The sequence below is a fragment of the Lutispora thermophila DSM 19022 genome, assembly GCF_900142105.1.
Taxonomy (GTDB): domain Bacteria; phylum Bacillota; class Clostridia; order Lutisporales; family Lutisporaceae; genus Lutispora; species Lutispora thermophila.
This window is the reverse complement of the sequence record NZ_FQZS01000003.1, coordinates 185,839-201,208: the sequence shown is the minus strand read 5'-3', so window position 1 is coordinate 201,208 and position 15,370 is coordinate 185,839. Positions and strand designations below refer to the sequence as shown.

Genomic DNA, 15,370 nt, shown 5'->3' with positions numbered 1-15,370 from the left:
TATTGGATTCTATGTTTCTTTTTATCCTGTAGATTTTGCACTGCTAAAAATTTCATTCAAAAAAACCACCGAGTTTTAATACCTCGATGGTTTTATACTTTCATTATTTATGAAGCTGTTTCTCTTTTGGGTTTGCCGCTTCTTTTATTTTGCTTTTTTGGAGTCTTTTTGGTTCCAGGTTCCAGATATACTATTTGAGGCTGTTCGTGTTCCAGGACTGTTTTTTTGGATATAATGCATTTATCGACATCTTCCCTTGAAGGTATATCATACATAACATCCCGCATGATGTCTTCCAATATAGCCCTGAGTCCTCTGGCTCCTGTTTTTCTTTCCAGTGCAAGTTTTGCTATTTCCTCTAATGCTTCGTCCTCAAATTCCAAATCTACATTATCCATCTCAAATAGCTTTTTGTACTGTTTTACCAAAGCATTCTTCGGTTCCTTCAATATCTGTATCAATGCTTCCTTATCAAGGGAGTTCAATGTAACTATTATTGGAAGCCTGCCTACGAACTCCGGTATAAGACCAAACTTCAACAAATCTTCCGGTAGAACGTTCTTAAGTACCTCTCCCACATCTTTATTTTCTTTTGCTTGAATATCAGCCACAAAGCCCATGGATTTCTTACCTGTTCTGTTCATAATTATCTTGTCTAATCCATCAAAGGCTCCACCACAAATAAACAAAATGTTTGTAGTATCTATCTGTATAAACTCCTGGTGAGGATGTTTTCTGCCACCTTGGGGTGGTACACTGGCCACAGTACCTTCTAATATCTTTAATAGGGCCTGTTGAACGCCTTCACCGGATACATCCCTTGTAATGGAAGGATTCTCAGACTTTCTGGCAATTTTATCTATTTCATCAATATACACAATACCCTTTTCGGCTCTTTCAATATCGTAATCTGCATTCTGAATGAGCTTAAGCAATATATTTTCTACATCTTCGCCCACATATCCGGCTTCTGTAAGAGAAGTGGCATCAGCAATGGCAAAAGGCACATTAAGCATTTTGGCCAAAGTCTGAGCTAATAGAGTCTTGCCGGAACCTGTAGGTCCAATCAGTACAATATTGCTTTTTTGTAATTCTACATCATCATATTTATTATCGGAGTTTATCCTCTTATAATGATTATATACTGCTACAGCCAATGATTTTTTTGCTTCATCCTGGCCAATTACATACTTATCCAGGAACTCCTTTATATCTTTTGGTTTTGGCACATCCTTAACCTCAAGATCAACTTCATCCTCAAATTCCTCATCTATAATTTCCTGGCAAAGCTCTATACATTCATCACAAATATAAACTCCCGGTCCTGCAATAAGTCTTCTGACCTGATCCTGATTCTTGCCGCAAAAGGAGCATTTGAGTTGCTTCTTATCCTCAAATTTGGCCATATATACACCTCTCTTACTTTCTCTTTATTAGAATATCGTCAATTATACCGTAAGCCTTAGCCTCCTCTGATGACATGAAGTAATCTCTCTCCACATCTCTCTCAATTTTTTCCAAGGGCTGTCCGGTTTTTTCACTTAATATCCTGTTCAAGGTCTTTTTCGTTCTTATAAGTCTTTCAGCATGAATGATAACATCAGTAGCTTGACCTCTTGCTCCACCTAGTGGCTGATGTATCATTATTTCACTGTTTGGCAATGCAAATCTTTTACCTTTAGCCCCTGCTGCTAAAAGGAATGCTCCCATGCTTGCGGCCATACCTATGCATATTGTTGAAACATCAGGCTTTATAAACTGCATTGTATCAAATATTGCCATACCTGCAGTTATTGATCCGCCAGGGCTGTTAATATAAAGATTAATATCCTTATCAGGATCTTCTGCTTCCAAAAATAATAATTGTGCTACAACCAAAGATGCGGTTACATCGTTTATCTCATCTCCTAAAAAAACTATCCTGTCCTTTAACAGCCTTGAATAGATATCATAGGATCGTTCTCCTCTATTGGTCTGTTCTACTACTATAGGAACCAAACTCATGAAAAACCCTCCTTAACCAATGTTCGTTGCTATTTAGCAACACTGTTTTTCACTAAGAAGTCGATGGTTTTCTGTACTTCCAATCCTTCTTTGATATATTCAATATCCCTTTCTTTTAATGATTTTCTAAATTTCTCAGCATCCTGATTGTACATCTTGGCAGTCTTATTAATCTCCTCTTCCAGCTCTTCATCTGTAACTGCTATATTTTCTGCTTTAGTAACTGCTTCTAATACAAGTTGAGTCTTAACTCTGTCCCTTGCAGTTTCCTTATAGGTTTCTTTCAATTCATCATAATTGATGTTCATATATTTTATATAGGTATCCAAATCTAAACCTTGATACCTTAGTTGATAATCAAAATCATCAAGCATTGCTTCAACCTGGTTGTCGATCATAACTTCAGGAATATCTACCTGAGCGTTTTCAACAACCTTTTTAATCACATTATTTTCATATTCATGCTTTGCTAGTCTTTCAGCTTCTTCAGTCTTTTTCTTTCTTATGTCTTCTTTCAGTTCTTCCAAAGTATCAAACTCACTTGTATCTTTTGCGAATTCGTCATCTAAAGGCAATAATTCCTTTTCTTTGATTTCTTTTACAGTAACCTTGAAAACAGCTGGTTTACCTGCCAATTCCTCGGCTCTGTAATCCTCAGGGAAGGTCACGTTTACATCAACTTCATTTCCTATTGTTGCCCCTACTAATTGATCTTCAAACCCTGGTATGAACTGCCCTGAACCTATCTCAAGCTTATAGTTCTCTGCTGTGCCACCTTCAAACTGCTCACCATCTACAAAACCTTTAAAGTCTATAGTTGTTATATCTCCCATCTTAACAGGTCTGTCAGTAACATCAATTATTCTTGCATTCTTGTTTCTTAGAATTTCCAGTTCCTTGGCTACATCCTCATCTGTAACATTATACTCTTTTTTCTCAACTTCTATTCCCTTGTATTCTCCCAATTGAACTTCCGGCTTTACAGTCACTTCTGCTTTAAATACTATTCCTTTTCCGCTTTCGATATCGATTATATCAATTGATGGTCTATCCACCGGATGAAGATCATGCTCCTTTATTGCTTCATTATAAGCTTCAGGACATACTTCATTTATTGCATCCTCGTAGAATACTCCTTCACCATAATATTTTTCAATAAGCTTTCTTGGTGCTTTTCCCTTTCTAAAACCCGGTAGATTAAACTTTTTAGCATTTTTTATATATGCCTTTGCTATTCCTTCTTCCAATTTCTCAGCTGAAACTGTAATTTCAAGCGTAGCCACATTGTTTTCTAATTTCTCTAATTTAGAGCTCATCGGTATCCTCCTTATATATTAAGTTATATTTATGGCACAATAATCCTACTTTAACCACTTTATTATAACACAATGGAAGTTCATATCAAGCATTTTTGCTATTTTTCTGTTCCGTTTCTTCTATTGTCCTTAACTTTATACAATTTATTATTACCTATTTATTCTAATTAACATACCCGAAACTTTATTTTTACTGCAATACAAGTTCTACATGTATATATTACTATAACAAAATCCTTATTTCCACCATATCTTAAGTACCAAAAAAGAACTGGGTTTTATCATTATTGCTGAATTTCTATTGATTATTATAATAGTATGATATAAAGTAAATCATAACAGAAAAGTATTGGAGGAAACATTTATGGAAGATATGGAATATAGTGAGGAAAATAGAAATTATGCAATATATGAAAAACCTCCCAAGGCAATCTTTACTACCTGGCTTATCGTTATAAATGTAGCAGTATATATAATAGTATCTGTTTATTCCATAATAAAAAATATTAATTTTAATGAAGCATTACATATATTTGGAGCCAAAGTAAATCTAGATATAATGTCAGGTCAATATTGGCGTTTTATCACTCCCATATTCCTGCATGCAAGCATCATGCACTTACTTGTCAACTGCTATTCCTTGTATTGGGTAGGAAACATTACAGAAATATTGTATGGTAATGGTAAATTTTTAATAATATATCTATTGTCAGGTGTATTCGGCAATGTAGTAAGCTTCATGTTTTCTCCCAATGCCGGTGTAGGTGCTTCTGGCTCTATATTTGGTCTTCTAGGAGCTCTCTTGTATTTCGCTGTTGAATATCCCAGGCTCTTTAGGGACTACTTTGGACGTAATATAATAATCACAATACTTATAAACATTGTCTATGGCTTTAGCCAATCAGGCATAGACAACTTTGCCCATCTGGGCGGCCTATTAGGTGGGTTCCTTGCAGCAGGTATTGTAAAATTAAGAGGTACATCCTCACATAGGTCGAAGAGATCTGTTTTCATCATTCTTACATTTGTTATTCTAATTTCCTCACTGGTTTATGGATTCAATAATTCTCAAAATCTATCCGTACTTAAAATTGAAGAATTGGATAGACTTATGTCTAAAGGCTCATATAAAGAAGCTGATGCATTAGGCAAAGAAATTTTAAGTCTTGCCCCAAAAGATGATTATATAAGATTGAGGACTCTGTGGTCTTTAGTAATAGCCACTGCTTCTCAAAACAAATATGATGAAGCCTTTGACTATAGTGAAGAAATAATAAAACTTGATGAAGCCAGAGGCCATTATTTAAAGGGCTTACTTTATATAGATACAGGTAATATCGATGAAGGAAAAGAAGAGCTGATAAAAGCAAAAAGCCTTGACCCTGATTTGGTCGAGGCTGTTGATAAGTTGCTAGATCAGCTATAAATTAAATCTCAATATGTTTATCTATACTACTGCCGATTCGGTAATTGAAAATTTCATATTTTCACAGTCAATAAAGCCTTGTGCACCTATAGGTATGGTTATATTAGGTGAGCAGTGACCGATCTTATAACCTGATAGTATAGGCTTGCCGCATGGAACTACAATGTCTTCAATGATTTCATCAATTGTAAGGCTTTCTTCATTTTCCTCCGGCACGCAATCTGCCCAATCTCCTATAACTATACCGGCAGCATCCCTGAACTTTCCTCCAAGCTTAAGCTGGAGAAGCATTCTGTCAATATTATAGGGTCTTTCTCCCACATCTTCTATGAAAAGTATCTTGTCCTTTGTATCTATCTCATAGGGCGTACCCATGGTATCTGCCAGGATGGAAAGGTTGCCTCCAACTATTTTCCCTTTGGCACATCCACCATTGTATGCCCTTATGGGAATATCCGGAGGATTGATTATATCACCCAAGGGTTCTGGATTCATCAATGCTCTCATCATGTAATCCTCGCTAAGTTTGTCCAATCTTTTTTTTGCAAAACTTGCTACCATAGGTCCGTGGAATGTTATCAAACCGGTTCTTTGATAAAATGTGGTATGCAAAGCCGTTATGTCACTATAACCTATAAAAATTTTAGGGTTATTTTTTATCAAATCATAGTCTATCATATCAAGAAGTCTCATGGTACCATACCCGCCTCTGATGCAAAATATGGCATCTACTTCTTCATCCCGAAACATCATATTTATATCATTGGCTCTCAATTCATCATCGCCAGAAAGATATCCTCTTGATGCAAATATGGATTCTCCCCATTTGACATTATATCCAGAAGATTTTACCCACTCTATGCAAGCCTTAGCTTTACTTTCTAGAACTGGGCTTGCCGGGGCTATCAAGCCTATAGTATCCCCTTTCTTCAATGCTTTTGGCTTCATAATTTCTCACTCCTCATACACGCATTTCATTATATCAATGCAATTACATGTCGGATGCTCCGCTTTCTCCAATGCCATAGATAGGGGGCAGGGTCCTGTAATATGTTTTATTGTCCTGCATACTTTAGCAATGGTATCAAAGGCAGCATCTAACTCTTTTTTATCCATATCCAGCAAAGCACTATAGGCATCTGAATGCTTATAATACAATCTCTTGGTGTTATCCAGTACATCAATACCTTTCTGTGTTATTTTCACCTTTACTACCCGTTTATCAATATGATCTATTGCCTTTTCTACATAACCTTCTTTCTCCATTCTGTTTACCAGTTCAGTTACTGTAGACATATGCCAAAGACCCTTTTCCGCAATCTTCGACATAGTACATTCTCCGTTTTCTCTAAGTATTATAAGAAGCTTTGACTGAGGATATGTTAGACCTCCAAGCTGAACTATCTTTTCCCAATCATCCACTAAGCATTTATTCATAGCAAGATATACATAGTTCAACTTATGAATACTTATTACCGCTTCCTCTTTATCCATTGCAACCCCTCCAAACAAATACTTTGAATACTTATATCATACATCAATTGTTTGTTAAATATCAAGCGCGTTTATATAAAACTTATAATTTTATGCATGTTTTTTGTAATAAAAATATATAAAGCTTAAGGCATAGTAAACATAATTTTTATACCTTAAGCTTATATTTTTTACTAAACTGTTAATGCTTTTCGGGTGTTACTCTATTAACAATCTCATTAAGCTCATCTCTAAAACTCTCAACAGGCTTTCCATTTCTTACATCATTTGATATCCTTGTGATATTTTCAACAAAATCTGCATCAGCACTAACATACACCTTGTCTATATCAGGATCAGCATTTCTTGCTGCATCGGCTACCTCTTCTTTGATGCTTTCTATCTTTGAAGTGTTATCTATTCCTCTGTTTGTATCTAAATTAACACCAATATATGCTATATCTCCGTTGGTTACTGCGATTGCATTTTTGATACCGGGAACTCTTTGCACGGCTTGTGCAATATTATCCGATTCTGTTGCCGGTGTTCCAAGTTGGGGGCTATAACTTCCACTTCTATTTTTAGTATTATCTTTCGTTGTATCCGGCACTCTTCGTGTAATACATCCAGAAAAAGCTACAACTATGCCAATTATGATAAGCATTATAGCGAGCTTATTTCTTGAATGCTTCATATATTCACCCCTTTTTGTATTATATCTATAATATTTTTTGTTCAGGAGAAAAATATATGAATGCAATATTTTGATTAAATGTCAATATCATTTTCTGATTCTCAGCACAAGCTCGTCTCCTACTATTATGTAAAATTTGTCAAAAAATATCGAACTTATATCTTCATCACTATTCAATACATATGTAAGACAATCTCCATCACAGCTTAAGGCTCTAGCTCCCCCTGTCCTTACTATGTCTTCGGCTTGGGGCAATGTTAAATCTGTAGAAGCGGCCAAAAACTCTCCTATGCTCATCTTGCTTCCATGTATCATCCTGATTTCTTTAGTAGGAGCATTTTTCACTATACCCTTTATATACTCGATATATGCTAGGCTGCTTTTTTCTTGTCCAAATAGCTTAGTTGCAATTACCTTGGCAAGTATCTCTTTTATTGTTTGCATATTAATGTAGTTATTATTTATAGCATTCTCCAACTCCAACACAGTTTTTGGAGTTATTTCTGTGAGAAGCTTGTACCATTGCAACACATTTTTATCATCTAGCTTTGCGATCCTGTTAAATATCTCTATTGGGTCTTCATCTATGGAGAACAGATCTCCCTGCGGAAGAGCATAGGTTGTCATAATGACTTCCGGTTTCATCTCTTTGGCTTCCATCATTCGCCTACACAGTTTCAAGTTGTCCAGTTGGTCCTCTCTTCCTAATTCCAAATCCGGTTTGATATGCAACGAATCAATTCCCATTATAAATGAATATATGAGCTCAGCGTATGTAATACCCTCGTCATCCATCAGTTTCTTTCTGAAATCTTCACGCTTAAGAGTTTGAGAAACCTCCAGCTTCAGCATTATCTCAATAATATCAGGAAGCTTTATTTCATTAAGCCAGGAACTGTTATAAAATATGTCTGTCTTTGCAAAATCAATAAATCCATATAAATCCTTCTTAAGCCCTTTTACATTAGCTTCTATTTTCTTTTTATTGAGCTTTCTCTGCTTAATGCTCATATCTGAAGGATCCCCTATTAGAGCCGTAAAGTCTCCAATTAGAAATACGATCTTATGACCCATCCTTTGCAGCTTGCTGAGAAGAACTATAGGAACCATATGGTCTATCATAATGTCAGTATCCATAGGATCCATTCCAAACTTTATCACTAAGCTTCTATTGTCTTTCTTAGCTTGACTAAACTCTTCAATTATATGATCCTCCGGATAAACGTGAGAACAAGCCATCTTAATTATATCTATTTGCTCTTCAACACCAATGTCATTTAGATTTCTCTTGAAATCAGAACATTCCTTTTCCAGTGTAGAGATAAAACTCATAACATCAACCATTTACTATCCCCCGTTTAACAGCATATTAGCATACAAATCTTACTCTTCATTAAGATTTATGCTTTCCAGTATTTCTTTAGCCTCCTTATAATCCTCAGGTTTTACATAGATGTCCACGCCCATAGCAGTACCCATTACAACTTTCATGTATCCCTTTGCTCCCTTATACTTTCTGATGGAAACAATACCGCAATCCTTCAATAATCCTTCTACAATATCCGCTTCCACATCATTAAACACCTGTACAAGGTGGACAAGTTTCATAATAATTTCCCTCCTAAACCTTACTTCTCACACATTAAAGCAGCTGTTGCCTATGAACTCTCTGAGGATGGAATTGCTAGGCACAGGTTTCGAGTCTGCAGGCAGCAAGTAATCAAGAAATTTCATCAGCCTTTTTGCTTCAACATATTCAACCATGGTCTTATCGATTTTCTCTAGTAAAGGCATAGCAGTTTTTTTCAATATACTGAGCTCATAAATCAAAGATGAGTTAAACATTATATCTGCCGCTTCCTGATATGGGTATATATATTTATCCTCTCCGCTTCTCACCGAATCCCATCTCCTTATGGTTGTCAGCGCATCTGTGGATCGGAATTGATAGTCCCTTACCATTCTTCTTATCAATCTAAGGTCCGATGTAGGTATCCTGTTGTGATTATCCACATTAAGGTGTGTAAGAGGGCTTATATAGATTTTATATTTCTTATTGTCGTCAATATGCTGAGTAAGCCTTTCATTTAGCCCATGTATGCCCTCTACAAGCAGTATATGATCTTCAGATATTTTCAGCTTTCTACCTCTCCATTCTCTCTTTCCTGTATGGAAATTGAAATAAGGGAGTTCAACTTCTTCTCCAGCTATAAGTTTGTTAATAATTTCATTAAACAAATCAATATCTATTGCTTCTATTGTTTCAAAATCATATTCTCCCTCAGGAGTTTTCGGTGTATCCTCTCTGTTTTTGAAAAAGTCATCTATAGATATGGCCACTGTCTTAAGGCCGTTTACCCTAAGTTGTATGGATAGCCTTTGCGTAAAGGTTGTTTTTCCTGATGAAGATGGACCTGATATTAATATGAGCTTTTTCTTCTCTTGAGAGGAAAATATATTATCTGCAATTTGGGCTAGTTTTTTCTCGTGAAGGGCTTCTGCTATCCATATCAGCTCATTAACCTTTCCCTTTAGTATATAGTCATTTAACTGACTGATATTCTCTATTTCCATTATCTTTCCCCATTCTTCAAACTCTCGATATATGCTGAAAAGCTTCGGCTGGTCAAAGAACTCAGGAATTTCCCTTGGATTATCCCTTGTAGGGAAGCGCAATACTATACCGGGCGGATAATAAAGCAATTCAAAAATATCCAGGTATCCTGTTGAAGGTACCAAATATCCATAAAAATAATCGTAGTATCCCATGCAACTATATATATTAATGGAGTCTTTTTGTCTATGTTTCAACAGCTCTAATTTATCATATTGACCCGTTTGAGAAAACAGCTTCTCTGCCTCTGATTTTGAGTATTTTTTCTTTGCAAAAGGCAAGTCCTTGTTTGCTATTTCCCTCATCTTTTCTTCAATACGTCTTACCACATCTTTAGTTAGCGGACCTGAGCCATGTATCTCACAATACAGTCCTTTGCTAAGAGAATGTTCCACTGCTACTTTACAGCCCTTTATAACTTCCTTTGCAGCTATAATGAATAAAAAGCTTAAACTCCTTGTATATATTCTATTCCCATAGGAAGAAGTAATGTCCACAAACTTAACTTCTGAATCTTCTTCCAAAGCATATGCCAATTCTCTCAGATTATTATTTACTATGGCTCCCATGATTCTGTATTTATATTCATGTTGTACATCTTTTGCAATATCCAGTAATGTGGTGAATTTAGGGTATTGATAGGCAAGGCCATTATCCAGAGTAACATTAATCATTTCTCCCACAGTTTTCAACCCCTTTTTAATATCATCCATATTCTATTTTATCATATATGTATAAGATTTTCAGATTATTATTTTAAACTATAATATTCTTCCTATTCAGTTAAAAGAAAGAGCTTCCATGAAAGCATTTGGAAACTGAAAAATATTCCTTTCCGTTGGAAGTATCCACACTAAACCTGCAAGAATTCACAATAAAAATACACAATTGATGAATGTAGAAAAACATTAGAAGTTGTAAATTTGTTGTAACAAATTGGCCTATACTATACCATTGTTCATGATTATTGTATATAATTACATTACAAGGATTATTGGTAAATTAGTGCTAATACTCTTTATTCCTCCCCCTCATTCATAAATTTTGCAGCACTTACAGTAATGTAAGTGCTGCTTTATTTTTTTGTATCATATAAAAGTATAATATTCATTACTAGAAATCAGTTACTATCTTGCGTTTATTATGCAAAAAGTTTTATTTTATTTAGCAGTTTACAATAACAATAAAGAATCCCTGTGGAAATATTTTTTGACAATACAAGGAAACCTTTCTTGAAATGCTATTAACGGAAAGCATAAACTAAAATTTATGCTTTCCGTTAATAGCATTATAAAAAACTTCGGGCTATTGCCCGAAGTTTTAATTGCTTTCATTAGCTTTAACATTTTCTGCTACCTCGACATTTTCCCCAGTAGCATCACTTTTTTGCTGAACCGGTATGTTTCCTGAATATATTGCAGCAATATCTATTCCCAGGTCGATATTTTGCATTTCCTTAAAGTATCTCACTATGGAAGCTGCCAAAGCATTAGCCGCATTTTCTCTATAGGATTCCTTTTTTATCTGTGCCAATTCTTCCTTATTAGAAATAAAACCTAGTTCTGCCAGAATAGCAGGCATTTTAGTCTTATTTAGCACATAAAGATTAGGTCTTGCAACTGTCCCTCTGGATGTTCTTTTCAATGTTTTTATAAGCTCATCCTGGAATATGGCTGCCATATTCTTGTTGCTTATAGGATAGACTTCATCGGGTGTATTAGGATAGTATAATGTTTCTATACCACGTGCACTGCTTGTAGCTGAGTTAAAGTGTATGCTCATGAAAAAGTCTGCATAACTCTCATTGGCCAAATCAGTTCTTTGCTGCAAGGTTGTATAAGTATCATCCGTTCTTGTCATTATTGTTCTGAAACCCATACTGTCCAACTTCTTTTTCAGTCTCTTTGCAACATCAAGATTCAAATTCTTTTCAAAAGTCACTCCATCAATACCTATTGTACCTGGGTCTTTGCCTCCATGTCCCGGATCTATCACCACAAGAATGTCTTTAGGAGCCTTAGGTGTATATTTTAGTTTTATCTTTACGAGTTTTGAATCATCAATGGATACTTGCTCATATTCTACATTACCCTTAAGCTTGAACTCTGCCTTTGTAATAATCTTACCCGTTGTGCTTTCCTTTGAAAGCTGTATATATTCAATCAAATTATCGTTTATTCCAAATTTATCATTGTCAATTTCAATATCGTCTTTGATTTCCACCGTTAATATTCTGTTTTCTTCATTAAAGCTCAATTTATATTCTGCTTCCTTATTGTTATTCAAGTATACTAAAGAAGAATTATAGTACTTGTCATAACCAATAAAGGAATATGGCATATCCGAAATATAAATCTTTGCTACATTTCCATCGGTTTTTATATCATAATATACATCCGCCTTGACATCTACCACAATTCTTGTTGTCCCTACATCAAATTGTCCTGTACGGACGGCAGTTACCAACGGCGAGCCTGTTTCGATATTTTGCTCTGCACCTTCCATCACGGCTCCCTGGACATCTATAACAATTCTTTTTGGATCTTCCAACTTAGTTACCCTGGTATCTATCGCTTTGCTTCCCTTAAGGGTCACAACATGACTGAAGCCTTCTTTTGATACAGTTACAGGCTGAATAACATTCGCATATACTATAGACACATTTTTCTTATCTCCAGATTGCACAACCTTTGCCTTTTGCTGATCTTTTAAGTCCACTACTATTCTTGCAACATTTGGATTGGTGCTGAATTGTCCTATTCTTACTCTTATAATTTCATCTCTATTAATATCTTTGGTTTCAAATTCAGTAGCAGCAATGGCATTATCAATATCTATCACCATCCTGTCAGGATTAGATAGCATAAAGTAGCTGTAACTCACAGGATTATCCGCAATGATGTCTAACTGTGGGAAGCCTCCGCTGTCATCAAATCTTATATCTTGAATTCTGGCTGTTGCTTTCTGGCTTATTTTTAAAACATTGGTGTTTTTATCATAATTAAAGGCATAATCCATGTATTTTTCAAGGAATGTGAGAGGTACATAGGCTCTTCCGTTTACCATTATGGTCTTATAGTCCATAGGTACTTCTTTACTGTTTACTACCGCCTTATTCTTATCTATTGTTACAGCCATAGCCTGCCCATTTTTCCTCAAAGACATGGTTTGAGTATCTATGTTCCAGACAACATTATAACCAAGGCCTTCACCTACAGGTCTTAAAGGTATCATAACATGGTTGTCCTTTATCAATGGTGCAAACTCTTTGTCTGCCTTCTTGCCTAATACATATATTTCTCCAGCCATTGTCTGAGTTTCATCATTTTTAACAGTTTCTCCTATAATTACTATTTTTTTACTACTGTCATACCTAGCTGTCACCCCAAAGGCTGTCTTTATGTAATCTATGGGCACATAAGCTCTACCATTGCTTAAAAATGGCGCTTTATCTATTTTCACAGTCTTACCGTTTATAACTGTTTTGGTACTTCCTATGGTAAGCCTTATGCTTTGGCTGCCTTTTTTTATGTCCATGATTTTTGTGTTTGGATTATATGTAACTGTATACCCTAAAGCTTCTGCAGCAGCCCTCATGGGTACATATACCTTGCCACTCTGCACGAGGGGCGGATCAATGCCAGTAAGAGTCTTACCCATGACTTGCATGGACAAAGAAGGTTCCTTTTGGCTTTGAAGTTTTGCTGCGTAAGCAGTGCCTGTTGTTAATGTCATAATAAGGCATACTGCTATAACAAAAATTGTTGCTTTTTTCATGAAAATCCTCCTTTTCCTTGGCTTTCAACATAGTAATTCGACTTTACTATCTCTTTTCCTTCATAATTTATATTTCAGTTTGGTAACAAATTTGTTGCATTATGTTGCATTTTACATATTGACGCAGTATTTGGTAATTTTGTTGCGTTGTCTAGTATATTTCTCTTGGTTCCTGGCACGTGACCCGAAACACTAGTTTTTTGGGTATTCCTCTAGGGGCTTTTGCAGGGACAGGGATTTGCACGTTGGCTTCCACAGATTAACACGTAGGGAATTTATTAGAACACTAAAAGACACTAAGTTTCATTAAAAACACTAAAAGATATTGTTTAGATACTACAGTATTATAACAAAGGCTTACTTTGAAAGTTTTTATAACAATCAAGGAAGGCTTTCTTGAAATGCTTTTTCCATAGTCATTGTAACTTTCTAAGATACAATAGTTGTAATCCTACAAAAGCTTTCCCAAAAAATAAGCTCAAAAGGAATCCCAAACATCACGTAACTCATAGCAGGACCCTAGAGAATTTCCCTTGGCTACGCAGCTCGCAACAAAACCCTTTAGGGATACCATAATTCCAACGACTAGAGACCAGTGACCAATCTTTAAAGGAATACCCGAGCTGACATAGGCATATATTTCAATATAACCAAACAAGGTGGTGATATGGTTGGAAAGCTTCTATGACAATGAAAGTGTTGCAAAATACTTAGAATACATGGCCTATTTAAATACCGTATCCTTTTCTTTGCTTTCAGGGTGCGGCATAACAAAATCCATCACAGATAAAAGATCAAAATACTCTAATATTACAATTAATATAGGACTATATAAAAAAGCAATACCTGAATATGTAAATAAACCCTCAAATCCTTTTGATTTTAATACATATGTCTGGAAAGATAAAAAGGTGAAGAGAACTATAAGTCCTTTGGTCCAAGCTCTTTCGGTAACTGCAATGAATCTCTCTGCAAGAAAGATTCTTAATGGTACCTTAAGCATAAGAAACAGAGATGAAATGATCTATTTCCTCGCTTATGCATCTGTAGCCCAGCTAAACTTCATGTATGACAATCTCACTAATGATAATTTGCTGTATTCATGCAAGCACAAAACAGATGCATTGGGAAATGATATTTTAGAAATGGACGAAATGAGCCTCAACATGTTATCCCAATATTATGCCTGTGAAGCTGCTGCTTTGACCCAAGATCTCATAAACCGCACAAAATATTACTTAAAGCTTAGCTCTAACTCCAAGAAAGCTTTGGATAGTCTTCTGCCGGACTTATGCCATATAGCAATGAAAGACTCTCTTTATACATCTTCTCGCATTCTATGCCAGTTATGTGACAGCCTCATCAATATCTACGAATATACATCCTTCAGCAAAGCCTTAATATATAATACTGTAAATGTTCTAGGTCAGGAATTGTGTGAAAGGATAACATCTAAAGGAGAAATAATGAGAATTCCTAATGATACTAAAATAAGCTCTTTTTTTACATTACTTTTGTCTTTATCTACACTAAGCCGACTATATCTTCTCTTTGGCTTTCCCAATTATCTATCCTGTTCTAATACATTATTTATGGCTATCAAAGAATACTGGAACGAAGAAGAAGGTATATTCCTGAAAACTGAAAATAACAACATGAAGTACTCTATTAAGGATATAAGTGCCATCTTCTCCTCCCTTAGCAATTTTAGAAAATGCGCAGATAGTTCTGCCATATATGACATAGACAGGATGATTTCATCTTCCTTTAGAAATATGATATTAAAAAGTGGTATATTTATAAATCAAAGCTATCCCATATTGGATGAGGAAATAATAAATCTTCCAAAAACTATCAACACATCAAAAAAAGCCCCTCCGGTGTTTTTGGAGAGGATAGAATATAAAATAGATAAATCCAAATTCAAAATCATTGACGACTATTTCAATGCTGAATACTCTCTTTGGTCATGCAGACTGCTCCTTTGAATACGCTCCCATTTAGCAAAGCTTCTGTCTCCTTAAATGTCATACTAATCCATACTAAGCTTAACTGTCCTTCGCTGC

12 protein-coding genes are annotated in these 15,370 nt (G+C 35.5%); 2 read left to right on the top strand and 10 right to left on the bottom strand.

The features are described 5' to 3' along the window. Positions 1–107 precede the first annotated feature (107 nt). From clpX to tig, 3 genes are read right to left on the bottom strand one after another with little or no spacing between them, the layout of a single operon-like run. Complete coding sequence (clpX, locus tag BUB48_RS00995) at positions 108–1,406, bottom strand: ATP-dependent protease ATP-binding subunit ClpX (RefSeq protein WP_073023578.1); 1,299 nt, start codon at positions 1,404–1,406, stop codon at positions 108–110. 13 nt (positions 1,407–1,419) lie between these two features. Next, entirely contained in the window at positions 1,420–2,004 is a 585-nt protein-coding gene (clpP, locus tag BUB48_RS00990; RefSeq protein ID WP_073023576.1) for an ATP-dependent Clp endopeptidase proteolytic subunit ClpP, read from the bottom strand. A gap of 29 nt (positions 2,005–2,033) precedes the next feature. Then, the gene (gene tig / locus BUB48_RS00985) at positions 2,034–3,320 is read right to left on the bottom strand and encodes a trigger factor (protein WP_073023574.1); all 1,287 of its coding nucleotides are present in this window, start codon (positions 3,318–3,320) and stop codon (positions 2,034–2,036) included. A 364-nt stretch (positions 3,321–3,684) separates the two neighbouring features. Between tig and BUB48_RS00980 the strand changes: the two genes are divergently transcribed. Continuing rightward, positions 3,685–4,746, top strand: coding sequence for a rhomboid family protein (locus BUB48_RS00980; protein ID WP_073023572.1), 1,062 nt, complete (start codon positions 3,685–3,687; stop codon positions 4,744–4,746). Positions 4,747–4,767: 21 nt separating this feature from the next. Here the strand turns inward: BUB48_RS00980 and BUB48_RS00975 are convergent, their stop codons facing one another. The 7 genes from BUB48_RS00975 to BUB48_RS00945 form a co-directional block, all read right to left on the bottom strand. After that, complete coding sequence (locus BUB48_RS00975; protein ID WP_084524289.1) at positions 4,768–5,694, bottom strand: S66 peptidase family protein; 927 nt, start codon at positions 5,692–5,694, stop codon at positions 4,768–4,770. 6 nt (positions 5,695–5,700) lie between these two features. Then, entirely contained in the window at positions 5,701–6,240 is a 540-nt protein-coding gene (locus BUB48_RS00970; protein ID WP_073023568.1) for a MarR family winged helix-turn-helix transcriptional regulator, read from the bottom strand. Between the two features lie 181 nt (positions 6,241–6,421). Then, positions 6,422–6,913, bottom strand: a complete 492-nt coding sequence (locus BUB48_RS00965) for a YhcN/YlaJ family sporulation lipoprotein (protein ID WP_073023566.1) — start codon at positions 6,911–6,913, stop codon at positions 6,422–6,424. Positions 6,914–7,000: 87 nt separating this feature from the next. Beyond that, positions 7,001–8,257, bottom strand: coding sequence for a tyrosine--tRNA ligase (gene tyrS / locus BUB48_RS00960; protein ID WP_073023565.1), 1,257 nt, complete (start codon positions 8,255–8,257; stop codon positions 7,001–7,003). 39 nt (positions 8,258–8,296) lie between these two features. Continuing rightward, on the bottom strand, positions 8,297–8,521 hold the full coding sequence (locus BUB48_RS00955) for a putative signal transducing protein (protein WP_084524288.1): 225 nt from the start codon (positions 8,519–8,521) through the stop codon (positions 8,297–8,299). Positions 8,522–8,548: 27 nt separating this feature from the next. After that, positions 8,549–10,201 carry a nucleoside kinase gene (locus BUB48_RS00950; RefSeq protein WP_073024028.1) on the bottom strand — a complete coding sequence of 551 codons (1,653 nt, stop codon included), beginning with the start codon at positions 10,199–10,201 and terminating at the stop codon, positions 8,549–8,551. A gap of 646 nt (positions 10,202–10,847) precedes the next feature. After that, positions 10,848–13,304: an N-acetylmuramoyl-L-alanine amidase family protein gene (locus BUB48_RS00945; protein ID WP_073023562.1), complete on the bottom strand. Its 2,457-nt coding sequence runs from the start codon at positions 13,302–13,304 to the stop codon at positions 10,848–10,850. Between the two features lie 671 nt (positions 13,305–13,975). Here BUB48_RS00945 and BUB48_RS00940 point away from each other — a divergent pair. Then, the gene (locus tag BUB48_RS00940; RefSeq protein ID WP_073023560.1) at positions 13,976–15,292 is read left to right on the top strand and encodes a hypothetical protein; all 1,317 of its coding nucleotides are present in this window, start codon (positions 13,976–13,978) and stop codon (positions 15,290–15,292) included. Positions 15,293–15,370: the final 78 nt, after the last annotated feature.